The following is a 24,267-nucleotide window of genomic DNA, read 5'->3' as shown; positions in this document are numbered from 1 at the left end:
CGCTAAGCTCACTGCCAGAGCAGTGATTCCAAACCCCTATTTACAAGCCCTGTTTTTAAGCCCCATTTCCAAGCGCTGGTTCCAGATAATCATTTCCAGACAATAAATTCACTATAAGGCTTTATGGAGATCGCGTTAATGAACGTCGTGCTTTGCCCGGATAGTTTCAAGGATGCCCTTGGCGCCAACGCTGCCGCCCACGCCATGGCCGAAGGCGTCAAGCGGGCATGCGCTGAGGCGAGCGTGCACCCCTGCCCGCTGGCCGACGGCGGTGAGGGAAGCCTTGAGGCGCTGATCAGCGCCACCGGCGCCGAGCGGCGCGAGCTCGAGGTGCAGGACGCCCTCGGTCGGGCCCGCTTGGCAAGCTGGGGCTGGCTTGCCCGCGAGCGTACCGCATTTATCGAGCTGGCAGAAGCGAGCGGCCTGCAACACCTGTCGAGCGCCGAGCGCAGCGCCCTGCATACCAGCACCTTCGGCGTCGGCGAGCTGTTTCAGGCCGCACTCGACGCCGGCGCCGAGAAGGCGCTGTTACTGCTCGGCGGTAGCGCCACCAACGACGCCGGCGCCGGCATGCTCCAGGCCTTGGGCGCCACGCTAACAGACCGCGAAGGCAACGCGCTGGCCCCGGGCGGGGCGGCGCTAGCCGAGCTTGAAACGCTGGACCTCTCCGGGCTCGACCCGCGCTTGGCAAGTCTTGACGTGGAAGCGGCGGTGGACGTGGACAACCCGCTTTTGGGTAAGTGCGGCGCCAGCGCCGTATTCGGCCCGCAAAAGGGCGCCACCCCGGACGATGTAGCGACGCTCGACGCCGCACTTGCGCGCTTTGCCGACGTCAGCGCCCAAGCGCTTGGCGGCGATCTTCGTGAGCTCGCCGGCGCCGGGGCGGCCGGCGGCATGGGCTTTGCCGCCGCGAGCTTTCTCGGCGCGACGCTCAAGCCCGGCATCGAGATCATCATGCGTCAGGCGAATTTACCCGCGCTGATCGAGCAGGCGGATCTGATCATCACTGGCGAAGGCCGTTTGGATGGCCAAAGCCTGGCCGGCAAAACGCCGATTGGCGTGGCGCGGGCGGCAAAGCGTTTGGGCAAACCCGTGGTGGTGCTGGCGGGAAGTTTGGGCGACGGGTGGCAGGCGTGCTTCGACGAGGGCGTCACCGCCGCCTTCGCCCTGGCCGACGGCCCGATGAGCCTCGATGAGGCACTACCGCGCACCGCCGAGCTTTTGAGCGCGCGCTGTGAAGGCGTGGTGCGGCTCTGGCAGGGCCGCCTTACGGCAAGCGGCGGTTGAAAACCCGCGCGCTCGCCTGCACTTCCAAAGAGTAGCCGCGCGCGATACCGCTACGCTATGAAGGCGATACGTAAAACTCGTTTTAACGCGTCGCCAGCGTGCGCTAACCTTTTTGAACGAATCGACACCCGTTTAACGGCTTACATGGAGACGTAGTGATGTCCGAGTTCAACAGCATTGGTCTACACGAAGATAGCGCCAGCCAGCTCGCCGAGAAGCTAAACCACCTGCTGGCCAACTACCAGATCTTTTACATGAACGTGCGCGGCTACCACTGGAACGTCAAGGGCAACGACTTCTTCCAGCTGCACGAGAAGTTCGAGGAGTTCTACACAGACCTGCTGACCAAGGTCGACGAAGTCGCCGAGCGTATCCTGACCCTCGGCCACAAGCCGGTGCACGCCTACAGCGACTACGCCAAGCTTTCGCGGCTCAAGGAAGACAAGGACGTTCACGACGGCCAGGCCTGCGTGAAAGGCGTGCTCGACGGCTACCAGACGCTGATCGCGCTTCAGCGCGAAGTGCTGGCGCTGGCGTCTGACGCCGACGACGAAGGCACCGCCTCCCAGGCCGGTGACTACATCCGCGAACAGGAAAAGACCGTGTGGATGCTCAACGCCTATTTGAGCAATTGATATAAAACCACCTTTGGCGTACAACTTTTGAAACATCTAAACGGCGCTCAAGGCGCCGTTTTTTGTGTGCGCGCTCGCCCATCGAAAGCGCTACTGATGAACGATATATAAAAAAACCGACACCTATCCCCCCAAATACTAATTTGATAATACACCGTTATAAATATGAAATGATTGCAGATGAAAAATTAATGGATTAGTAAGTTCACCAGGTTCGAGACCCATGCTCGATATCAAATATTACGTGCTGATTGATGCGGTCGAGCGCCACGGCTCGCTTCAGGCAGCTTCAGCGGCGATCGGCCTGACCCAGCCGGCCGCCACGCACCGGATTCGTGAAATGGAGCGGCGATTGGCCGTTTCGTTGTTCGAAAAACGCGGGCGGCGCCTGTTTCTCACCCCGGCGGGGAAGCGCTTACTCGAGGCCGGCCGCGAGATCATTCCCATTTTGATGGAAGCCGAGAGCGAGGCATCTCTGCTGTCACGCCGCGATACCCAAGCTCTGCGCTGGGGAGTAGACGCCCACGACATCGTGGATAGCATACTGAGCGCGAGCCTAGAGCAGAACCTTCCTCCGATCGAGCTCTACCGATTCTCTACGCACACGATCCTTGGCGCGCTGCTCGATCAGCAGATCGACCTGATGCTGACGACCAACCCGCCGGTACAGAAAGGCATCGAGACAGTTTGTCTGTTCGAAGACGAACTCAAGGCGGTGGTGCCGGCGACGCATCCGCTAGCCTGCCGCAACGTCGTCAGCGCCGAGGAAATCTCACGCGAGCCCTATCTGACGTTCAGTGCAGCCCGAGAACCCGGCTACGAGTTCGACCTGTTTTTTCATCCTGAGCGCCAAGCGCCGGAGTCAATTCAGATCATCGAGTCCGTGCGCACGATTCTGGACGTCATCGCGACCACACAGCGTGGTGTGAGCATTCTGTCCTCCTGGATCGTCGACGCGACCCAAGCGCAGCAAAAGCTCAAGGCGCTTCCGCTCAATGGCGTGAAAATTCCCGTCACATGGTATCTCGCTTACCTCAATAAAGAGAACGTACAAGAGCAGTTGCCCGAACTGAAGACCGTATTTCAAAACGCCATGAAGAGCGCCTAACAATCAAGCATAACGGAGTCCGTGAATGAGCAACGTTTCTCTACGAAGAGCCACGTTTTACCCCTCGCTGGCGCTACTGGGGGGAATGACGATTCTCGCCCTAGTAAACAGCGCTTTTCTTTTAAAGCTAACCCGCGCTGTCCATGAATTTCTGATGGACCAGTTCAGCTGGCTCTATGCGCTATCCGCTTTTGCCTTGGTGCTCGTTGCGGCGGGCACGCTGTTCTCGCCGATCGCCAGACTGCGTATCGGGGGCAAGAGCGCAAAGCCCATATTGTCCAAGTGGCAATGGTGTTCCATCACGCTGTGCAGTTCGGTAGCCATTGGGCTACTTTTTTTTGCTGCCGCGGAGCCGATCTTCTTCATGTCCGCGCCGCCCTCAACGATGGACGTTGAGGCGTTTTCGACCGAAAGCGGGGTAAACGGCATCGCTTCACTCTACATGCACTGGTCCTTTACCACCTACGCTATCTACACCGTGCCCGCGCTCATGTTTGCGATAGCCCACTATAACCTAGGCATGAAGTTCAGCATTTCATCGGCCATGACGGCGGCTCTACCGATCAACATGGGCCCGATCACGCGCCAGATTGTTGATGCGCTGGCGCTGATTGCCTTGGTAGCCGGCATGGTCGCCTCATTAGGTACCGGCGCCATGATGCTGGGCGGCGGCATCAATCGCCTGTTTGGCATCGAGGTCACCGATACGCTGATCGGCGCGCTTTGCATGATCGTCATGCTCGCCTCGGCGCTCTCCGCGGCCACGGGCCTACTCAAAGGAATTCGCTTTCTCTCGAGCTGGAACGCCCGCGCGCTGGTGGTCATGGCGGCGCTGGTGCTGATTTTCGGCCCAACCTCCTTTATCACTAACGGCGGTATCGACGCGCTGGGGCGCTACCTGTCCGGCTTCATCAAGAACAGCCTCAATACCGGCACAATCAACGAAAACGGCTGGCCACGGGCTTGGACGCTGTTCTTCTGGGCTAACTGGTTCGCTTGGGCGCCAGTCACCAGCATGTTTCTGGGCAAAATCTCCCGCGGCTATTCGGTGCGCGAGTTCCTGCTGTTCAACTTCATTTTTCCGGCTTCGTTCGTGCTGGTGTGGTGCGCCACCTTCGGCGGTTTGTCGGTATTCACCGAGCTCAATAGCGCCAATATCCTGAGCCAAGCGTTGCAAAATAGCGGCCCAGGCGACGTAATCTGGGTGCTGCTGGAGCAACTGCCGATGGCCATGCTCTTCGTGGCACTATTCCTGGGCCTGTCACTGGTCTCCTACGTGACCGCCGCCGACTCCACTATCGACGCCATTTCCGGCATGTGCTGCAACGGTAGCGCTAACAGCGAGGTGAACTCATCTCCCTACTACATCAAGCTGGTCTGGGGCGCGATCATCTCCATTATCACTCTGGTACTGACCGTCAGCGGCGGCTTGGAGGCGCTCAAGATGATCTCTACAGTGGGAGGGTTCATTGGACTTCTGATCGTCATGTGCGCCGCCGCCTCGCTGGTGCGCATCGCCTGCTGGCCTACCCTGCTACCGCAAATTAAAAGCGATATTCTGCCCTCGCCCATGGAGACCTCCAGCGCCGAACGCGACGACCTATAAGTTTTACGTCACCCGTACGGGCCGAATTTTCATTATTAATTCAGCAAAGCTTCAGTAGCATGAAGCTATCATTCAAGGAGATATCGATATGAGCTCACAGCAGCAGACGACACAGGACATGGCCACCCTCGAAGAGATCGTCAACTTGGAGCGCTATCCGCTCAATGCTCCTGATTCCGATAAGTACCGCGAGTGTGTCGAGCAGATTCGCCAGCAGCTTGATGACGACGGCTGCGCCCACTTCGCGAGCTTCATCCGCAGCGATCTGATTGATCGTCTGCGCGAAGAGAGCGAGGAAGTAGCGCCCAAGGCGCACTATCACAGCAACCGAGTCACGCCCTATGCCACCGCCGATGACGACAGCTACCCGGAAGATCATCCGATGCGTCGTTTTCAAGCGTTCAGCAACGGCTTCGTAGCCAAGGACCTGATCGACGAGGACAAGCTCGTTCAGCGTCTCTACAGCAATCCGGTCTTCAAGCAGTTCATCGCCGACTGCCTGCAAGAAGAGCGCATTCATGAGTATGCCGATCCGATCGCCGGGCTGGTGATTAACGTAATGCCCGAGAACACGACGCTGCCATGGCACTTCGATACAAACGAATTCATCGTCAGCCTGATGACGCGCCGCCCCGAATCTGGAGGCGACTTCGAATACGTGCCGGATATCCGCACGCCGGGCAACGAGAATTTCGAAGAGGTGAAGAGGGTGCTCGACGGCGACCACTCCAGGGTCAAGGCGCTGACGCTCGAAACCGGCGATCTTCAGCTGTTCAAGGGCCGATACTCGATGCACCGCGTCGCTCCCGCACGGGGCCAGCGTCTCTGCACCCTGCTGGGCTACGCCAAGGAGCCGGGCATGATCGGTCGCGTCAAGCGCACCAAAGACGTCTACGGTCGCGTTACCCAAGCCCACATCGATGCCGAAAACGCGCATCGCGACGATTCACTGGCAGGTTAATCGCATGACAACGACCTACTCAACTCCAGCGCAGCCTCACTCGGCGCTCAACTACGACACTGTAGATCTCAAGGACACTCCGATCGATCAAGCGCTGGAGCGTCGCGTCGCACTTTACCGTTTGGGCCGCCTGCGCCAACAAATCAAGGAGCACGACCTGAACGCAGTGGTGCTCTTCGACCCGATAAACATCCGCTACGCGTGCAACGTGCGCAACATGCAGGTCTACTCCCAGCGTAACCCAGCGCGCTACCTGGTGGTGCCCGCGGAGGGCCCGGTGGCCCTGTTCGAGTACCGCTCCTGCGGCCACCTCGCCCAAAACATGCCGACGATCGACGAGATCCACGGCGCGTCACCTATCATGCCGCTGCATAGTGGCCCGCACTCGTCGCGCCACGTCTGCAACTTTGTCGCCGAGATCGACGACGTCATGCGTCGCTCCGCTTCGGGGGGCAAGCGTATCGGAATCGAGAGCGCGCCAACGGAAATCGTAGGTGCGCTGGCCGAGCAGGGCTACACACTGAGCGACGCCTCACGTCCAGTGGAGATCGCCAAGTCGATCAAGAGCTTCGATGAGCTAACGATGATCGCCAAGTCCGTTGAGCTGACCGAGCAGGCCATGATTGTGATGGAGCGCGCCATCGAGCCTGGGCTGAGCGAAAACGCCCTGTGGTCGATCTTCCAGCAGAAGGTCATTGAGACCGGGGGCGAGTACATGGAAACTAGACTCTTGAACTCAGGCGACCGGACCAACCCGTGGTTCCAAGAGACGTCGGCCAAGAAGCTTGCCGCCGGTGAGCTTGTCGCCTTCGATACCGATACCGTCGGCGTCTACGGTTACTACACCGACTTCTCGCGCACGTTCTTTGTCGGCGGTGAAGATGCCAACCCCAGCGCCAAGCAGAAAGAGCTCTACTCGCTCTCCCGCGATGAGATCGAGACCAACATCGCCCTGATGCGTCCGGGCATGTCGTTTCGCGAATACTCGGAAAAGGCGTGGAAGATTCCGGAAGGCTACCGGGAGAACCGCTACTTGGCCGTAGTCCACGGCTGCGGCATGACCGGCGAGTGGCCGATCATTTCCCACAGCATGGACTGGAACGAAGTCGGTTACGACGGCATCATCCAACCGGGCATGACCCTGTGCGTCGAGTCCTTCTGCGGCCACCGCGACGGCGGCGAGGGCGTCAAGCTTGAGGAGCAGGTGCTGGTGACCGAAACCGGCGTGCGCCGCATGTCGACTTACGGCTACTCCGACCAGTTGACCAACCGCTAAGCACGGTGTCACTCCAAAGCGCCCGCCGCCCTTCGGGGCGGTGGGCGCTTGCGTTTCACCGGGATTTTGCCAGCGCCTCGATCAGCGCGCGCAGCATCGTCCAGAACTCCGTCACCGAGTCCAGCTCGACCCGCTCGTCCGGCGAGTGGGCGCCGCGAATCAGCGGGCCGAAGGAGATCATGTCGAGCGCCGGGTATTTAGCGCCAAGAATGCCGCACTCGAGCCCTGCGTGAATCACCTTCACCTCGGGCTCACTGCCCAGCACCGCCTGATGGCGCGCCTTGAAGGTCGCAAGCAAAGCGCTTTGCGGGTTCGGCGCCCAGCCCGGGTAGCCGTTTTCTACCTTGACCCGCGCGCCCATCAAACCGAACAGCGCGCTAAAGCGGTCGGCCAGCGCCTCAGCGGCGCTGTCGTGCAGCGAGCGCACTAAAGCGCACAGGTGCAGCCGGCCCTGGTCGAGGTTCAAAACGCCCAGGTTGTTGGAGGTTTCGACCACGCTTTCGACATCGGCGCTCATGCGCTCTACGCCGCAGGGTGCGGCGTAAAGCGCCGAGATCAGCATAGCGCTGGCGTCATGGGTCAAGGGCTCCGCCTCCAACGCGGCCTCGACACGGCGCGCCTTGAGCGACACATTCGGGTCGCCGCTACCAAGCTCTGCCCGCAGCACGGCTTCGAGTCTTTCGATCTTGTCGAACGCGGTGTCGACCTCGTCGGCAGGCAGCGCAAGCGTGGCGAAGGCCTCGCGGGGAATGGCGTTTCGCAGCGTGCCGCCTTTGTAGGCGATCAGGCGCGCATCGAGCACGTCGAGGGCCCGCAATGCCCGTACCAGCAGGCGGTTGGCGTTGCCCAGCGGTTTGTGGATGTCGATTCCCGAGTGGCCGCCCTTGAGCCCGGTAAGCGTAAGTTCGATCACCGCCTCACTCTCGGCCAGCGCCTTGCCCGGCAGGCGCGCGTCGACCATGACGTCGGCGCCGCCAGCGCAGCCGATGTAGGCCTCGCCGCGCTCTTCACTGTCCAGGTTGAGCAAAAGCGACCCTTCCAGCCAGTTCTCGGCCAGATTCAGCGCCCCGCCCATGGAGGTCTCCTCCTCCAGGGTAAAGAGCGCCTCCAGCGGGCCGTGGGTGAGAGTGTCGTCTTCGAGCACCGCCAGAATCGCCGCCACGCCGAGGCCGTTGTCCGCGCCGAGCGTCGTGCCGTCGGCGTGCAGCCAGCCATCTTCGACGTAGGTGCGGATCGGGTCGCTTTCGAAATCGTGAGGCGTGTCGGCGTTGGCCTGGGCGACCATGTCCAGATGGCCCTGAAGGATCACGCCGGGGGCGCTTTCACACCCGGGGCTCGCCGGCTTTTTGATGCGCAGGTTGCCGAAATCGTCGCGGTCGTGGGTCAGACCGAGCGCCTCGGCCCAGGTTTCGAGCTTCGCGACCAGCGCGGCTTCGCGGCCGGAGGGTCTGGGCGTATTACACAGCGTACGAAAGTGGCGCCATACCAGCGTGGGTTCCAGCGCGTCCAGGTGTGCGTTCATGTGAGCTCTTTTTGATACGTAACCGCCCTACTCTACCGCTGCGGCTCGCCCGGCGAAAGAGTGGCCTCACACAGCGCCCGCACCGCTTGGCGCAGCCGCTGGTTCGCCTCCCGCGGCGCGCGCGCGGCCGCGCGGTTCTGAAACGCCCAAGCGGCCAGGGTTTCGAGGCTCGAACGAAGCGACTCATCGACGCAATTGATGCGCTCGATGTCCGCGCTCGCCCACCGCGCCAGCGCTTGGAGCGAGGCCCGGGCGAGCGCCGGGTCGCGGTGCGCGTAGGCGACGTCCCGCACGTCCTGCTGCTCGCGTGCGCTGAGCGCCGGCGCGCCGTCGCTCAAAAGCTGCGTAACGACGCTGGCGGGCAGCGCGGTCAGCTCGAAAGCAAGAAGGCTCGAAAGGCTCGCCTCGAAGCCCGCTCTGAGTGATTCCAGCACCGCTTCGCCCTGGGCGTTTAGCGCGCGGGCGACCATGATTGCGTACTCGCCGGTAGAGGCTTCCTGGGTGACGCCCAAGCGAACCGGCGCGAATCCGAGCGCTCGCCAGAAGCGCAAAAGCGAGGCCTCGGCGCCAAAGGTGGCACCGTAGAGCGCAATGCCCTGCGCCTGGGCATCAAACACATCTGCCTCGATCAGCGCGCGCCCGAGCCCTTCGCGGCGACGCTCGGGATGAGTGGCCACCCGCGCCACACGGCGCCAGCGAGCTTCGAGCGCGGCGCGGCAGCCAGCGTGGGCGGCCAGCGACTGGGCCAACAGATGCCCGCGCGGGCGGCGCTCGCCCCGGGCCACTTCGTCGGCAAGCGGCGCGTCGAAGCCGCCCTCCTCGAACGTGACCAGCACGGCCTGGGGCTCGTTTTCATCGATCACGCGAAATCCAACTCCGGGGCCGTCCATCAGCTGGCGAAGATCCGACGGCGCGGTGCGGTAGTGCGACTGCACCAGCAGCCCGAAAAGCTTCTCGAGGCGCGCTGGGGCGCCAGCCAGCGCTGCCGACGAAAGCGCGCGCGCGACCAACGCGCCCGTTGGCTCGGCGGTAGGCAGTGGCGCGTCGAGCAGCAGTAGCCGCTTTATTGCCGCCTCCAGCGGATCACCTGGCGCCCAGCGCACCGGCGTTTGCAGCCTGGCAGCGCGCCAAAGCGGCGTGCGACGGTCGAGCACTTCGCGAAAGCGCAGCGCGAAGCCGCGCCCGGAGCCTTCGTAGCCATGCACAGTGGTGGCGAAAGCCACGCGCGGAAAGGCGTCGAGCCAGCGAGCAAGCAGCGCGGCGGGAAGCGCCGCCGCCTCGTCGACCAACAGATACGCGCCGTCGCCGCCCATAAGGCCCGCCTGCACCTGCGTGTCGAGCGCGGCGGGCGAACAGTAGCGAAGCGCCTGACCGCCGGGCAGCGCAAAGTGATCCGGCGAGCGCCACGCGCCTTGCGGGCAGAGCGCCTCCAGGCGCTCCGTGAGGCTTTGAATCGCCTCGCGCGACGGCGCAGTGACGATGACCTCGCTCACGCCGCTTTTCAAAAGCCGCGCGCAGGCAATGCCGAGCGCCGCACTCTTGCCCCGCCCGCGGTCGGCGGTGATCACCAGCGGCCGGCGACGCCTCAAACGAACGAGCTGATCGACCACCTGCGCCTGGTCATCGGTGCGACACTCCACATTCTGAGTGGCGGATGCGCGCGCTTGGACTGCGCAGAGCCTGGCAAGCGAAAGCCTGGCGCCGGGCTGCCAGCGAACGATGTCCTGCGAGGCGTTTAATATTGCCGCCAAGCGCTCGAGATAGCGCGCGGTGAGCGACGTCCAGGCGTGGGGATAGTCGCTCAGGCGGGCGTAGTCCGGGTCCGGCGCGCGGCCCCACCCGGCGGGCGTGATCAGCACGCAGAGACCGCCAGCGCTCAGCGTCCCCGCCAGCACGCCCAGAATATCCGGATCCAACCCTTGGCTTCCGCTTACGTCAAGGACAATCAGATGGTGCTCGCCGCCAAGCCGGCGACGCGCCTTTTTGTTCGACAGCGCCTCGACCGGCGCCTCGCTCAAATCCGCGACCCAGAGCGGCGTGCGCCAGGCCCGAGCCTGCCAAAGCGCCAGCGCCGCCTGGCGGCACTCGTTGGGCTCGCCTTCGAGCCATACCAGCTGGCGCCAGCGGCGCCGCTCCAGACGGCGCGAGTGGGCGACCAGCACGTTGATATGACGCTCGAGCGGCTCGCTCATGGCAAGTCTCTAGAGAGAGAAACGAACGACCGCCCGCCAAGGTAACTTAAGTGATCTTTCAACGATTTTAGGGTTTTCACCATCGGCTCACTGGGTCGAGTGACGTTTGATTGATTCCAAGGCGCTGTTTCAGTGGCATAAACGGTGCCCTCACGAAACGTAAAAGGATGGGCTTTCTACCACCATCGGCTATGGCGCGCAGGCTCGGTGAGTATGCTAGCTTATCGCTGTGGCGCACCCAAATTTACGTATACGTAAACCTGCGCTCGCTTTCCTGACCGTTTGCCAATATCAACAACACCACACGCTAACAGGGAACACTCATGAAACTTGCCTCTCGTTTTACTCTGACCGCCCTTGCCACGGGCGTGCTGCTCGCTTCCACCGCTCAGGCTCAGGAGCAGTGGACCATGACCTCCACCTGGCCGGACAACCTGGATCTGATTCAGATCGACCGCCACTGGGTGGAGTTGGTCAACCAGTTGGCCGGCGACGAGCTTCAAATCAACTTTCGCGCCGGCGGCACCTTGATGCCCGGCACCGAGGTGTTCGACGCCACCGAAACCGGCAGTATCGAAGCCTCTGGCGACTGGCCCGGCTACTGGGCGGGGCTCAACCCGGCATTCTCACCGCTGGCCACCACCACGAGCCTGTTCAACGGCGTGGACTACCTGAACTGGATTCAGCAGTGGGGCGGGCGCGAGATGTATGAGGAGATCTACGGCCAGTTCAACATGATGTACCTGCCCTACGGCATCACCAACAACGAGTCCGGCTTCATGGGCCGCACGCCGATCGCGAGCATCGCCGATCTCGAAGGCAAGCGCTTGCGCCTGTCCGGGCGTGACCAAGGCCGCGTGCTCGAGCAGCTCGGCGGCTCCCAGGTGACGCTGGCCGGCGGCGAGGTATACCAGGCCATCGAGCGCGGCGTGATCGATGCCGGCGAGTTCTCCACCCCCGGCGTCGACTACAAGGCCGGCTTCGCCGAGGTGGCCGACAACTGGGCCACGCCCGGCTGGCACCAGTCCGCCAGCGTGTTTGGCGTGATGATCAACATGGACGCCTGGAACGCGCTCGACGAGGATACCCAGCAGAAGCTTCGCATCGCCGCCGATGCCACCATGGCCTGGTCGCTGGCCTGGTCCGAGCGTGAATCCAACGAGGCGACCCGCAAGTTCGTCGAGGACGGCGTCACCATCAACCAGTTCTCCGACGAGGACCTGGCGCAGATTCAGCAGGTCACCAACGACGTGATCGTCCAAGGCGCCTGCGAGAACCCGGACCACGCCAAGGTGTATCAATCGATGGTCTCCTACCTTCAGGATTACGCCACCTGGCGCGACGTTTCCTACCCCTTCAACATGAGCCGCACCATGGACAACCTGCCGTCACTGGAAGAGATCGAAGCCTGCCTGTAAGGCGCGTTTACCGCCCCGGCCAAGCCGGGGCTTTTAGTTGACTGCGGAGGGCGTCCATGAATGCCATTGCCAGAGCGATCGACGCCATCAACGAGCTGTTCGGGCGCCTGATCGCGCCGCTGATCGCCGTGATGACACTGATCGTGCTTTACGATATCGCTTCGCGCTTTTTTCTCGGGCGGCCCAGCGACTGGGCCTTCGATGTGACCAAGATGCTGTTCGGCGCCCACTTCATGCTGATGGCCGCTTACGGGCTCAAGCACCACGCCCACGTCGAGGTCGATGTGCTCAAGCGCCTTTTGTCACTTAAGCGCCAAGCGGTGCTGACGCTTTTGGGCTATCTGATCTTTTTCGTGCCCTTCATCTGGATGATGCTGAAATACGGCTGGCTGTTTTTCGATCGCGCCTTTAGCCGGGGCGAAACGACGTACGGCATGGTGGCGCTGCCGGTCTACCCCATCAAGGGTGTGATCGTCGTTGCCGCCGCGCTGATTCTACTGCAGGCGATTGCGATCGTGCTGCGCGCCGTGATTGCCCTGCGAGAGGAGCGCTCCCATGAACTTGAGTCCTGAGCTATTGGCGCTGGCGATGTTCGGTGGCCTGCTGGTCGGGCTGTTCATGGGCCATCCGCTCGCCTTCGTACTCGGCGGCGTGGCGGTGATCGGCGCCTTTCTGGGCCCTGGCGAGCGAGTGCTGGGCACCTTGATCAACAACATCTTCGGCAACGCCATGGACAACTACGTGCTGGTAGCGATTCCGCTATTCGTGCTGATGGCCAGGTTTTTGAACGACTCCGGCGTCACCGAGCGCATGTTCGACGCCATGCGCTTGCTGCTGGCCAACCTGCGCGGCGGGCTCGCGCTGACCGTGGTCATCGTGTCCGTGCTGCTGGCGGCGACCACCGGCATCGTCGGCGCATCGATCGCGGTGATGGGCATGATCGCGCTGGTACCAATGCTCAAGTACGGCTACAACAAGGAGCTGAGCGCCGGGGTCATCATGGCCAGCGGCTGCCTGGGCATTCTGATTCCGCCGAGCATCATGCTGATTTTGATGGCGAGCTACTCGCCGGTCTCGGTCGGCGCGCTGTTCGCCGGCGCCATGGTGCCCGGCGTCATGCTGGGGGTGATGTACGCGCTTTACGTGCTCTTGATCTGCCACTTCAAGCCTTCCTATGGACCGCCGGTGCCAAAAGAGGAGCGCGCGGAGGTGAGTACCGGCGAGCTTTTGAAGATGCTCGGAAAGTACGTGGTGCCGCCGATGGCGCTGATTCTCGGCGTTTTAGGGGCGCTTTTCACCGGCATCGCTACCGCCACCGAGGCCTCGGCGATTGGCGTTCTGATCGCCTTCATCCTGTTTTTGATATTTGGTGATCGCAAGCTTTCGACCTGCTACCGCACGCTGATCGACGCGGGCAAGACCACCACCATGGTGATGCTGGTGCTGGTCGGCGCGACCGCCTTCACCGGCGTCTTCTCAAGGGGCGGCGGCATGCAGGTGATCCAGGATCTGCTGCTGGCCATGCCCGGCGGCAATACCGGCGCGCTTATCATGATGTTCCTGCTGGTGTTCGTGCTGGGGATGTTCCTCGACTGGACGGGCATCGTGCTGTTGAGCTTTCCCATCATGCTGCCGATCATCCAGCAGATGGGGATCGATCCGCTCTGGTTCGTGGTGATGGTGGCCGTGGTGCTACAGACTTCATTTTTGACCCCACCGTTTGGCTACGCGCTTTTCTATCTCAAGGGCGTCGCGCCGCCCGGAGTGGAGATCGTCGACTTGTACAAGGCGGTAATCCCCTTCTGCGCGCTGATTCTGATCGCCTGCGTGCTGATGGCGTTTTTCCCGGTGCTGGTCACGGGCCTGCCGGGGCTGATGGTCGGCTATTGAGCCCTTGCCGCCGCCTTCGGGCGGCGGCGTCTTTTTCGATCTGCTCACTCTTCTCTTGTCACACCGCCCTCCTCCCTTGGCTGCGCCGCTTCCCGCGCGGTGATACTATTCTCGGCCGCACCTTTTTCTCGTTTTAAGCTTTTCCATTTCAAGGACTAACGCGCCGCCCTGGAGGCCTTTCGTGTCGACGCTCCCTCACCGCTTGCCGTGTGCCGCGGGCCGTATAGTTCGCGCCTTGTCGCCTTGGTCGGTGGCGCTTTTTGTCGTGGCCCTGGCGGTGGCGCTGCCGATTTTGATTGTGCTCGGGCACGTGCTGGTGCCGACCGACGGTATCTGGGGCCACTTGGCCAGCACCGTGCTTCCGCGCTATCTGATCAATACCTTGTGGCTGACACTCGGGGTCGGGCTGGGGACGCTGATCATCGGTACCGGCTGCGCCTGGCTGGTGGTAATGTGCCGCTTCCCCGGCCGGCGAATCTTCGAGTGGGCGCTTTTACTGCCGCTGGCGGTGCCGACCTACGTGATCGCCTACGCCTATACGGATTTTTTCCAAGTCGCGGGGCCGTTTCAAAGCGCGCTGCGGGCCTGGTTCGACTGGCAGTACGGCGACTACACCTTCCCCAACGTTCGCTCGCTGGGCGGGGCGACCCTCCTGATCACCTTCGTGCTCTACCCGTATGTTTACCTGCTGGCCCGCGCCTCGTTTCTGGAGCAGTCGGCGAGCATGCTGGACGTGGGCCGCACCCTGGGGCGCGCCCCCTGGCGGCTCTTTTTTAGCGTGGCGCTGCCGCTGTCGCGCCCGGCGCTGGTGGGCGGGGTGTCGCTGGCGTTGATGGAAACGTTAAACGAGTTCGGCGCGGTGCAGTTCTTCGGTGTGGATACCTTCACCACCGGCATCTACCGCACCTGGTTTGGGCTCGGCGAGCCGGTGGCCGCCGCGCAGCTGGCGGCGTGTCTTTTGAGCTTCGTGATCGTGCTGGTGCTGCTGGAGCAGGTGTCGCGCGGCAAGCGGCGCTACTTTCACGCTGCCGGCCATCGCCAGCCGCTGCCGGAGTACCGGCTGGGCGGCGGCACCTCGGCGGCGGCCACGCTTGCGTGTGTGGTGCCAATCATCGTCGGCTTTCTGCTGCCCGGCGGCATTTTGCTCCACCTGGCGCTCACCCAGGGCGATGCGCTGCTGGGCACCCGCTTTCTTCGCTTCGCTTTCAACAGCCTGAGCCTGGCAGGCATAGCGGCGCTGATCGCCGTGGGGCTGGCGGTGGTGCTGAGCTATAGCGTGCGGCTGCATGACACCGCCCCGGCCCGGCTGTTCACCCGCGTGGCGGCGATGGGCTACGCGATTCCAGGCTCGGTGGTGGCGGTGGGCATTTTGATTCCCTTCGCCTGGCTCGACAGCACGCTCAATGCCTGGCTGCACGCCCGCTACGGGGTGATCGTGGGGCTCTTGTTCAGCGGCTCGGCGTTCATTTTGATCTACGCCTACGTGGTGCGCTTTCTGGCGGTGTCGTTCAACGCCGTAGAAGCGAGCCTTGGCAAGGTGACGCCGAGCATGGACGCCGCCTCGCGAACGCTTGGCCACACCGCAGGCAGCACGCTCCGGCGGGTGCACACGCCGCTGATGCGCTCGAGCCTGCTGGCGGCGGGCATTCTGGTGTTCGTCGACGTGATGAAGGAGCTGCCGGCGACGATGATTCTGCGCCCGTTCAACTTCGACACCCTGGCGGTGCGCGCCCACAGCCTGGCCTCGGACGAGCGTTTGGCCGAGGCCTCAACGGCTTCACTTGCCATCGTGCTGGCAGGCATCGTGCCGGTGATTCTGCTCAGCGTGGCGATGCGCCGCGGCGGGGGAAAATGAAGACCTGGGAGTGATCCAGGTCGATCTCCACCGGCTGGCCGGGCGCGGGCAGGTAAACCCCGGGCACCCGGGCGTGCAGGTGGGACTCCGCCCCACTTTGGGCGTGGGCGCAGAGATGCACGAGGCTCGCCCGGCCCAGAAGCTTGGCCATCACCACGTGACTGTGGCGGTGCTCATCCATGGGCAGGTCGAGCGGTTTCAGGCGCAGCGCCTCCGGGCGGATCATCACCTGCACCGGGGTGTCGTCGTCGAGCCAGTCCGCTTTCAAAACGCCGACCGGCGTCTCGACCTGGCCGTTTTTCACGCGCCCTTCTAGCTCGTTGACCTCGCCAAAGAAGGTCACCACGAACGGATCTACCGGCAGGCAGTAGAGCTCATAGGGTGTGCCGGTCTGAACGATCCGGCCGTCGCGCATCAGCGCGATGCGATCCGCCATGAACATCGCCTCTTCCGGGTCATGGGTGACCAGCAGCGTCGCGGTGCCCAGATGCTTGAGCACGTGAAGCGTATCGTCACGGATGTGATCGCGAAGCCTGGCGTCGAGGCTCGAAAACGGCTCGTCGAGCAGCATCAGGTTGGGCCGGGGTGCCAGCGCCCGGGCCAGCGCCACCCGTTGCTGCTGGCCGCCGGAGAGCATGTGCGGGTAGCGGCTGGCGTGATCCGCCATGCCCAGCTGTTCGAGCAGCGACTGCGCCCGCGGCGCCCTTTCGCGCCTTGGCAGGTGCTTCAATCCGAAAGTGACGTTATCGAGCACGCTCAAGTGTGGAAACAGCGCCGACTCCTGAAACGCCAGCCCGACGCTTCGCTTCTCCGGCGGCCGGTGCGCCAAATCGGGTCCGGCGATCGCCTCGCCATCGAGACTCACCCGCCCCTTCTGCACCGCTTCGAGCCCCGCGGCGATGCGCAACAGCGTGGTTTTTCCGCAGCCGGAAGGTCCCAGCAGACACATGACTTCCCCGGGATTGATCACCAGATCGACGCCCTTGACGACGCGGTGATCACCGAAGGCGTGTTCGATGTCCTGAAGCGCGAGCGCCGGCGCAACGGAGGTGTGGGCGGTAGACGAGGTCATGGTCTCTCTCGGTAAGGGGCAAGCCGCAGGGTTAGGCTCTGTCTGAAAAGTGCCTGCGCTCGACAATACGGCGTTAAAAATTGGCTCAGAATACTCATTTACACACTGTAAACTCCGTTTCTTCGCCAATTTTTGCCTTGTCTTATCTTCGCTCGCCGACTTCTCAGGCAGACCATAGAAGCGCCATTGTATTTTCAATCCGCCGCGCTTTCATCCATTTACCTCAACGGATGCGTCTCGTTTTCATTTGACTTGACCCGCAAGCAGGGAACCGTTTCAATGTCGGCGAATGAAAACCATTATCAAATAATAAGCCCTCTAACCATTTGTCCACCGGAGAATAACGATGAAGAGAACGCTTACCTTGATGCCCCTTGCCGCCGCCGTAATCGGTGCTGGCGCTGCGGCCAGCGTCCAGGCCGACGAGGTCAATATCTACTCGGCCCGCCACTACGACTCCGACGAGGTGCTTTATCAGGCCTTTACCGATGAAACCGGTATCGAGGTGAACGTGCTGGAAGGCGACTCCGACCAGCTGATGGAGCGCATGCAGCGTGAAGGCATCGCCAGCCCCGCCGATGTGATGCTGACCGTGGACGCGGGCCGGCTGTGGCGCGCCGAAGAGGACGGCCTGTTCCAAAGCGTCGACTCCGAGGTACTCAACGAACGCCTGCCCGAGGCGATGCGCCACCCCGACGGCCTGTGGTTCGGCTTTAGCCAGCGCGCCCGGGTGATCTTCTACAACCCGGAAACCGTCGATCCAGGCGAGATCGCCACCTACGAGGCGCTGGCCGAGCCCGGTCTCGAAGGCCGCGTGTGCATTCGCTCGTCGAACAACATCTACAACCAGTCGCTGCTCGCCTCACTCATCGAGCACCACGGCGCGGAAGAGGCCGAAGCCTGGGCCCAGGGCGTGGTGAACAACATGGCCCGCGACCCGGAAGGCGGCGACACCGACCAGATTCTGGGCGTGGCCAGCGGCGAGTGCGACGTAGCGGTGGCGAATCACTACTACTACGCGCGCCTTCTGAATTCGGACGACGACGCCGAACGCGAGGCCGCCGAGCGCGTGGAGATTCTGTTCCCCAACCAGGATGATCGCGGTACCCACGTCAACGTCGGCGGCGCGGGGCTGGTCAATAACGCCCAGAACCCGGAAAACGGCATTCGTTTCCTGGAGTTTTTGGCCTCCGATGAAGCTCAGGAGATTCTCGCCGAGCGCAACTACGAGTTCCCTGTGGTGGACGGCGTGGCCAAGGACCCGCTGCTCGACTCCTGGGGCGAGTTCAAGCGCGACGACATCAACATGAGCCTTTTAGGCGAAAACAACCCGGAAGCGGTGCGCATTTTCGATCGCGTGGGCTGGCGCTAAGCCTTGAGCCCAAAGAAACGGCCCGCCTGATGGCGGGCCGTTTTGGTTCTAACGCCTCGATCAAAAAGCCACCAGGCTTGCGCGTCGGGCAGCCCGTAGCGAGGGTCTTTCGCCAGGGATGGCGAAAGTAGCGCCCAGGGAAGGGTTCACAGCGCCCTGGCGCAGGGCTGCGCGACGCCGCTATGAATCTACTGCCCTCACTTATCGAGAACCTGGCACGTCAGTGCGCCTCGTCCCAGTTATCGCCGGTTTCCGCCTCGACGATCAGCGGCACTTTCAACTCCGCCGCGCCTTGCATGCGCGTTCGGATCTCGTCGATGAAGGTCTCGACCTGCTCTACCTTCACCTCGAACACCAGCTCGTCGTGTACCTGCATGACCATCAGCGCGTCGAACTTGCTCTCAGATAGCCAGGCGTCGACGTCGATCATCGCCTGCTTGATGATGTCGGCGGCGGTGCCCTGCATGGGGGCGTTGATCGCGGTGCGCTCGGCGCCCTGACGACGGTTACGGTTTTGCGAGTGGATCTCCGGCAGGTACAAACGCCGGCCCAGCACGGTTTCGACGAACCCGTCTTCCGCGGCCTGGCTTCGGATGCGCTCCATGTAGCGCGCCACGCCCGGGTAGCGATCGAAGTAGCGGTCGATGTAGGTCTGCGCTTGCCCGCGTTCGATGTGCAGCTGGCGCGACAACCCCCAGGCGCTCATGCCGTAGATCAGCCCGAAGTTGATCGCCTTGGCGCTGCGGCGTTGGTCACTGGTGACTTTTTCAAGCGAGGTACCGAAGACCTCCGCGGCGGTGGCGGTGTGGATGTCGCGATTTTCGGCAAACGCTTCCAGCAGCCCCTTGTCTTCAGAAAGATGCGCCATGATGCGCAGCTCGATCTGCGAGTAGTCGGCGGCGACGATCTTGTAGCCGGGCCGGGCCACGAACGCCTGGCGGATCTTGCGGCCCTCCTCCGTTCGGATGGGGATGTTCTGCAGGTTCGGGTCACTCGACGACAGCCGCCCGGTGGCGGTGACCGCCTGGTGGTAGCTGGTATGGACCCGCTTGCTCGCCTTGTTGATCAGCCGGGGCAGCTTGTCGGTGTAGGTCGATTTGAGCTTCGAGAGCCCGCGGTGCTCCATGATCACCTTGGGCAGCGGATAGTCCAGCGCCAGCTCCTCGAGCACCGCCTCGGCCGTTGAAGGCGCGCCCTTGGGCGTTTTCTTGATGACCGGGATTTTCTGCTCTTCAAACAGAATCTGGCCGAGCTGCTTGGGCGAGCCCAGGTTGAACTCGCGCCCGGCAAGCTCGAACGCCTTTTTCTCGAGCTCGCGGATGCGTTTATCGAGCTGCTGGCTCTGCTGGTGCAGGCGCTCGTCGTCGATGGCCACGCCGTTGCGCTCGATGCGCGAGATCACCTTGATCAGCGGCAGCTCCAGATGGTCGAGCACATCAGAAAGACGTCCTTCTTTTTCGACCAGCGGACGCAGAGTGTCGTGCAGGCGCAGCGTGATGTCGACGTCCTCGCAGGCGTAGGGCGCGGCCTCCTCCAGGGCGATCTGGTTGAAGGTGAGCTGCTTGGCGCCCTTGCCGGCGATCTCTTCAAACGAGATGGTTGTCTCGCCCAGGTACTTGAGCGCTAATGAGTCCATGTCGTGACGGGTGGCGGTGGAGTTGAGCACATAAGACGCCAGCATAGTGTCGGCAAGCGGCCCGGCCACCGTGATGTCGTAGTTGGCGAGCACCGAGATGTCGTACTTCAAGTTCTGGCCGATCTTGACCGCTTTCGTGCCCTCAAGAATCGGCTTGAGGGCTTCGAGCACCTCGCTACGGTCGAGCTGGGCCGGGGCGTCGAGGTAGTCGTGGGCCAGCGGTATGTAGGCCGCCTCCCCCGCCTCGAGGCACAGGCCCACGCCGACGATCTCCGCCTCCATGTAGTTCAGGCTGGTGGTTTCCAGGTCGAAGCAGAAGCGCTCGGCCTTTTCGAGCCGCTTAAGCCACGCGTCGAAGGTTTGCTGATCGGTGATGACGTGGTCTTCCCGCGCCGCGCTGGGCGTGGGCTCATCTACTTCGCTGGGGGCGGGCTCGCCGCCGGCCACGTCGTCGACGCCTTCGTCGCGGCCTTCGAGCAGCTCGGCAAGCCACTGCTTGAACTCGAGCGTCTGGTAGAGCTCGGTGAGCTTTTCGCGATCCGGGTGGGCGATCTCGAGATCATCGAGGCCCACCGGCAATTCGCAGTCGGTCTTGATGGTGGCGAGCTGGTACGACAGATACGCCTGCTCACGGTTTTCCTCGAGCTTTTTCGGCAGCGTTTTGGCGCCGCGAAAGCTCAAGGTTTTCACTTTCTCCAGATCACCGTAGATGGTGTCGAGCCCGCCTTCCATGCCTTGCAACAGGCCGATCGCGGTTTTCTCGCCCACCCCGGGCACGCCCGGAATATTGTCGACCTTGTCGCCCATCAGCGCCAGATAGTCGATGATCAAGCTGGGCGGAAGACCAAACTTCGCCTCGACCCCGGCTTCATCCAGCGTCTCGTTTTTCATGGTGTTGACCAGCGTGATGTGGCCGTTGACCAGCTGCGCCATGTCCTTGTCGCCGGTGGAAATCACCGCGTCGCGCCCGGCGTTGGTGGCGTGAAAGGCGAGCGTGCCGATCACATCATCCGCCTCGACCCCTTCGATGCATAGAAGCGGCAGGCCCAGGGCGCGCACGCAGTCGTGCAGCGGCTTGACCTGGCTTCGCAGGTCGTCCGGCATCGGCGGGCGGTGGGCCTTGTACTCGCTGTACATCTCGTCGCGAAAGGTCTTGCCCGGGGCGTCGAACACCACCGCCATGGGACTTTTCGGGTAGTCCTTGATCAGGCGCTTGAGCATGTTGATAACGCCCTTCACGGCGCCGGTGGGCTGGCCGTTGGAGGCGTTGAGCGGGGGCAGCGCGTGAAAGGCGCGGTAGAGATACGACGAGCCGTCGACGAGCACGATTGGAGCGCGGGCCATAACCGGGTTCCCTATTGATGAGTAGCGGTCGCAAAATGCGGATGGCCTTATGATACGCGCTCCCTTGCGCTAATGCAGAGACGGCGAGGAAATCGTCTTAACGCTGCCAAGTGGCGCGCTGACTCGCTACAATGGGCGCTCAAAAATTCGGGCGAGAAAACGATGGCAGTATTCACCCCGCTTGGCGACGCGCAGGTCGCTACCTTTCTGGAAAAATTCGACGCAGGCCGGCTCACCGCGCTCCAGGGCGTGGCCGGCGGCACGGAAAACTCGACCTTTTTCGTCACCACCGACCAGCGCGAACTGGTACTGACGCTGTTCGAGCAGGGCGAACACGAGGAGCTGCCGTTTTTCGTCGAACTGATGGATTACCTGGACGAGCACCGCATTCCGGTCCCCGGCCCGGTACACGACCGGGAAGGCGTTGCGCTTCAGAGCCTGGCAGGCAAGCCGGCGCTTTTGTTTCCGCGCATGCCGGGCAGCCACCCCGCCCACCCGAACCTGGCCCAGTGCCGGGCGCTGGGCGATGCGCTGGGGCGGCTTCACGTGGTTTCCCAGCACTTTCCCGGGCAGCGCCCCAACCCGCGGGATCTTCACTGGCTGCAGGCGGTCCACCACAAGGTGCTGGGGTACCTGAGCCCGGAAGATCAGACGCTGATGAAAAACGAGGTCGATGATTTCGAGGCCGCGTTCAACCAGTTTGGCGAGCTTCCCACCGGGGCGCTGCACGGCGACCTGTTTCGCGACAACACGCTGTTCGAGGGTGACACGCTTGGCGGTATCATCGATCTCTACAACGGCTGTACCGGGGATCTGCTGTTCGACGTGGCCATCGTGATCAACGATTGGGCCACCGAAGAGGACGGCTCGCTCAACCGTGAGCGCTACGACGCCGTGCTCGGGGCGTACTTGGCCCGCCGCCCGTTCAACGATGACGAGCGCGCGCTGTGGCCGGTGATGCTGCGCATGACGGCCCTTCGCTACTGGCTTTCGCGGCTGTTAGTAGTTTACGTGGACCCGCCGGCCCATGACCTGACGCCCCACGACCCGGAGCGTTTTCGCACCATTTTGAAGGCGCGCATCGCACACGGCGCGCTACCGCTACCCGAGGTGACTGCTTAATGAGTGAATCGCTGACCGCCCCGAATGCCGCCCAGCGCGCCCGCCGCACTTGGAACATCGATCAGTGGGGCAGCGGCTACTTCGATGTCAACGACCAGGGCCAGGCGCTGGTAAGGCCGCTGGGTAGCGACATCGACGGGCCGGTGCTGCCGCTCAACGCGCTGGCCCGCGAGCTTCAGGCCGCGGGGCTGCGCCTGCCGGTGCTGGTGCGGTTCAGCGACATTCTTCACGACCGGGTCGAGCAGCTTTGCAGCGCGTTCGACGGTGCCATGCAGGAAGCCGATTACGCCGGCGGCTACACCGCGGTCTACCCGATCAAGGTGAACCAGCAGCGCCGCGTGGTCGAAGAGATACTGGCCACCGCCGAGCGCGGCAGCGGCCGCGTGGGGCTCGAGGCGGGCAGCAAGCCGGAGCTTCTGGCCGTGCTGGCGCTCTCTGATGCCGGCTCGTCCTTGATCGTGTGCAACGGCTACAAGGATCGCGAGTACGTGCGCCTGGCGCTGCTGGGCGAGAAGCTCGGTCACAAGGTGTATCTGGTGGTCGAGAAGCTCTCCGAGCTTTCGATGATCCTCGAGGAGGCGCGCGAGCTTGAGGTCACCCCGCGCATCGGCCTGCGCGCCCGGCTCGCTTCGGTGGGCAAGGGCAAGTGGCAGAACACCGGCGGCGAGAAATCAAAGTTCGGCCTCACCGCCAGCCAGATTCTCGAAGTGGTCGAGACGCTCAAAAGCCAGAACGCGCTGGAAAGCCTGCAGCTGGTGCACTTCCACCTCGGCTCGCAGATCGCCAACATTCGCGATATCCAGCGCGGGCTTCGCGAGTGCGCCCGCTTCTACCAGAACCTGGTGGCGCTGGGCGCGCCGGTGGACACGGTGGATGTCGGGGGCGGTTTAGGCATCGACTACGAAGGCACGCGCTCGAGAAGCGACTGCTCGGTCAACTACTCGATGCGCGAGTACGCCCGCAACGTGGTCAACGCCTTCGCCCAGCTCTGCCAGGAGGCGGACCTGCCCGCGCCGCATCTGATCAGCGAATCCGGCCGGGCGCTGACCGCCCATCACGCGGTGCTGATCACCAACGTGATCGGCGAGGAGCGCGTCGACGACACGCCGCCGGCGCGCGATCAAACCGACGACCCGCAGGTCGAGGCGCTGTGGCGGGTGTTCGACCAGCTCGAGGAAGTTCAGGAGCCGCGGGTGCTGGTCGAGGCGTGGCACGACGTACTCCAGGCGGTGAGCGAGCTGCACGAGCGCTTCGTGCTGGGGCTTTCCAACATCGACGCCCGCGCCCAAGGCGAGCGACTCTACATGGCCGCCTGCGCGCGGCTAAAAGGTCAGCTCGACAGTCGCAATCGCGCCCACCGCGAGATTCTCGACGAGCTGGCCGAAAAGCTCGCCGACAAGCTGTTCGTCAACTTCTCGCTGTTTCAGTCGGTGCCGGACGTTTGGGGCATCGAGCAGATTTTCCCCGTGCTGCCGCTGACCGGCCTCGACGCCCCACCCACCCGCCGCGCGGTGATTCAGGACATCACCTGCGACTCCGACGGGCGTATCGATAGCTACGTCGACGGCCAGGGCGTCGAGAGCACCCTGCCGCTGCCCGAATGGCCGGACGACAACGAGCGCTGGCTGGGCTTTTTCCTCGTCGGCGCCTATCAGGAAATTCTCGGCGACCTACACAACCTGTTCGGCGACACCGACTCCGTCGATGCTGCGCTCAACGAGCGCGGCGAGTGGGTCTTCTCCAACCCCCAAGCCGGCGACTCGGTGGCCAACGTGCTGGGCTACGTCAACTTCGACGCCCGCGTGTTGCAACGTAAGCTGTTCGACCAACTGACTAAAAGCGGCTTTTCCGAGGCGGAGCAGGCGCGCTTTGCGGCGAGCCTCAACGAGGGGCTGGAGGGCTACACCTACCTCGAGTAGCGCCGCTGATTAAATTTGCAGGCATGAAAAAGGGGCCGCCGGCACTGAGCCG

General features: G+C 62.9%; 17 protein-coding genes. 13 read left to right on the top strand and 4 right to left on the bottom strand.

Annotated features, from left to right (window positions below; translation table 11 throughout):
• Window positions 1-138: 138 nt before the first annotated feature.
• From ACGLWX_RS06130 to ACGLWX_RS06105, 6 genes are all read left to right on the top strand, one after another.
• Entirely contained in the window at window positions 139-1,287 is a 1,149-nt protein-coding gene (locus ACGLWX_RS06130) for a glycerate kinase (protein ID WP_396238230.1), read from the top strand.
• Window positions 1,288-1,445: 158 nt separating this feature from the next.
• Window positions 1,446-1,922 (top strand): Dps family protein, encoded by a 477-nt coding sequence (locus ACGLWX_RS06125; RefSeq protein WP_252106197.1) that lies wholly within the window; start codon window positions 1,446-1,448, stop codon window positions 1,920-1,922.
• A gap of 223 nt (window positions 1,923-2,145) precedes the next feature.
• Window positions 2,146-3,030 carry a LysR family transcriptional regulator gene (locus ACGLWX_RS06120; RefSeq protein ID WP_396238228.1) on the top strand — a complete coding sequence of 295 codons (885 nt, stop codon included), beginning with the start codon at window positions 2,146-2,148 and terminating at the stop codon, window positions 3,028-3,030.
• A gap of 25 nt (window positions 3,031-3,055) precedes the next feature.
• Window positions 3,056-4,636 carry a BCCT family transporter gene (locus tag ACGLWX_RS06115; protein ID WP_396238227.1) on the top strand — a complete coding sequence of 527 codons (1,581 nt, stop codon included), beginning with the start codon at window positions 3,056-3,058 and terminating at the stop codon, window positions 4,634-4,636.
• A gap of 88 nt (window positions 4,637-4,724) precedes the next feature.
• Window positions 4,725-5,597, top strand: coding sequence for a hypothetical protein (locus tag ACGLWX_RS06110; protein WP_252106195.1), 873 nt, complete (start codon window positions 4,725-4,727; stop codon window positions 5,595-5,597).
• A 4-nt stretch (window positions 5,598-5,601) separates the two neighbouring features.
• On the top strand, window positions 5,602-6,873 hold the full coding sequence (locus tag ACGLWX_RS06105) for a Xaa-Pro peptidase family protein (protein WP_252106194.1): 1,272 nt from the start codon (window positions 5,602-5,604) through the stop codon (window positions 6,871-6,873).
• A gap of 55 nt (window positions 6,874-6,928) precedes the next feature.
• Here ACGLWX_RS06105 and ACGLWX_RS06100 read toward each other — a convergent pair whose 3' ends face one another.
• Window positions 6,929-8,395 carry an aminoacyl-histidine dipeptidase gene (locus tag ACGLWX_RS06100; protein ID WP_396238225.1) on the bottom strand — a complete coding sequence of 489 codons (1,467 nt, stop codon included), beginning with the start codon at window positions 8,393-8,395 and terminating at the stop codon, window positions 6,929-6,931.
• Between the two features lie 32 nt (window positions 8,396-8,427).
• Window positions 8,428-10,587, bottom strand: coding sequence for a GNAT family N-acetyltransferase (locus tag ACGLWX_RS06095; RefSeq protein ID WP_396238223.1), 2,160 nt, complete (start codon window positions 10,585-10,587; stop codon window positions 8,428-8,430).
• A 323-nt stretch (window positions 10,588-10,910) separates the two neighbouring features.
• Here ACGLWX_RS06095 and dctP point away from each other — a divergent pair, with 323 nt between their 5' ends.
• From dctP to ACGLWX_RS06075, 4 genes are all read left to right on the top strand, one after another.
• Window positions 10,911-12,005, top strand: coding sequence for a TRAP transporter substrate-binding protein DctP (gene dctP / locus ACGLWX_RS06090; protein WP_396238221.1), 1,095 nt, complete (start codon window positions 10,911-10,913; stop codon window positions 12,003-12,005).
• 56 nt (window positions 12,006-12,061) lie between these two features.
• A complete protein-coding gene (locus ACGLWX_RS06085; protein ID WP_252106190.1) occupies window positions 12,062-12,577 on the top strand; it encodes a TRAP transporter small permease subunit in 516 nt (171 codons plus the stop codon).
• A complete protein-coding gene (locus tag ACGLWX_RS06080) occupies window positions 12,561-13,895 on the top strand; it encodes a TRAP transporter large permease subunit (protein ID WP_252106189.1) in 1,335 nt (444 codons plus the stop codon). Before ACGLWX_RS06085 ends, ACGLWX_RS06080 begins: the two co-directional genes overlap by 17 nt.
• 181 nt (window positions 13,896-14,076) lie before the next feature.
• Window positions 14,077-15,750 carry an ABC transporter permease gene (locus tag ACGLWX_RS06075; protein ID WP_396238219.1) on the top strand — a complete coding sequence of 558 codons (1,674 nt, stop codon included), beginning with the start codon at window positions 14,077-14,079 and terminating at the stop codon, window positions 15,748-15,750.
• On the opposite strand, the gene ACGLWX_RS06070 is transcribed toward ACGLWX_RS06075, so the two are convergent.
• Window positions 15,716-16,822, bottom strand: a complete 1,107-nt coding sequence (locus tag ACGLWX_RS06070; RefSeq protein WP_396238217.1) for an ABC transporter ATP-binding protein — start codon at window positions 16,820-16,822, stop codon at window positions 15,716-15,718. The two genes, ACGLWX_RS06075 and ACGLWX_RS06070, sit on opposite strands and share 35 nt — an antisense overlap.
• A gap of 367 nt (window positions 16,823-17,189) precedes the next feature.
• Here ACGLWX_RS06070 and ACGLWX_RS06065 point away from each other — a divergent pair, with 367 nt between their 5' ends.
• Complete coding sequence (locus ACGLWX_RS06065) at window positions 17,190-18,194, top strand: Fe(3+) ABC transporter substrate-binding protein (RefSeq protein WP_396239416.1); 1,005 nt, start codon at window positions 17,190-17,192, stop codon at window positions 18,192-18,194.
• 220 nt (window positions 18,195-18,414) lie between these two features.
• Here the strand turns inward: ACGLWX_RS06065 and polA are convergent, their stop codons facing one another.
• A complete protein-coding gene (gene polA / locus ACGLWX_RS06060) occupies window positions 18,415-21,174 on the bottom strand; it encodes a DNA polymerase I (RefSeq protein WP_396238215.1) in 2,760 nt (919 codons plus the stop codon).
• A gap of 162 nt (window positions 21,175-21,336) precedes the next feature.
• Here polA and ACGLWX_RS06055 point away from each other — a divergent pair, with 162 nt between their 5' ends.
• Together ACGLWX_RS06055 and speA are read left to right on the top strand one after the other, a co-directional pair.
• On the top strand, window positions 21,337-22,296 hold the full coding sequence (locus ACGLWX_RS06055) for a homoserine kinase (protein ID WP_396238213.1): 960 nt from the start codon (window positions 21,337-21,339) through the stop codon (window positions 22,294-22,296).
• Window positions 22,296-24,215, top strand: coding sequence for a biosynthetic arginine decarboxylase (gene speA, locus ACGLWX_RS06050; protein WP_252106183.1), 1,920 nt, complete (start codon window positions 22,296-22,298; stop codon window positions 24,213-24,215). The genes ACGLWX_RS06055 and speA overlap by 1 nt, the downstream gene beginning before the upstream one ends.
• The last annotated feature ends 52 nt before the right edge of the window (window positions 24,216-24,267 follow it).

This window comes from Halomonas sp. HMF6819, assembly GCF_044335525.1.
GTDB lineage: Bacteria > Pseudomonadota > Gammaproteobacteria > Pseudomonadales > Halomonadaceae > Vreelandella.
Note: the sequence above shows the minus strand (reverse complement) of the source record. Positions and strands in the feature narration are given on the sequence as shown.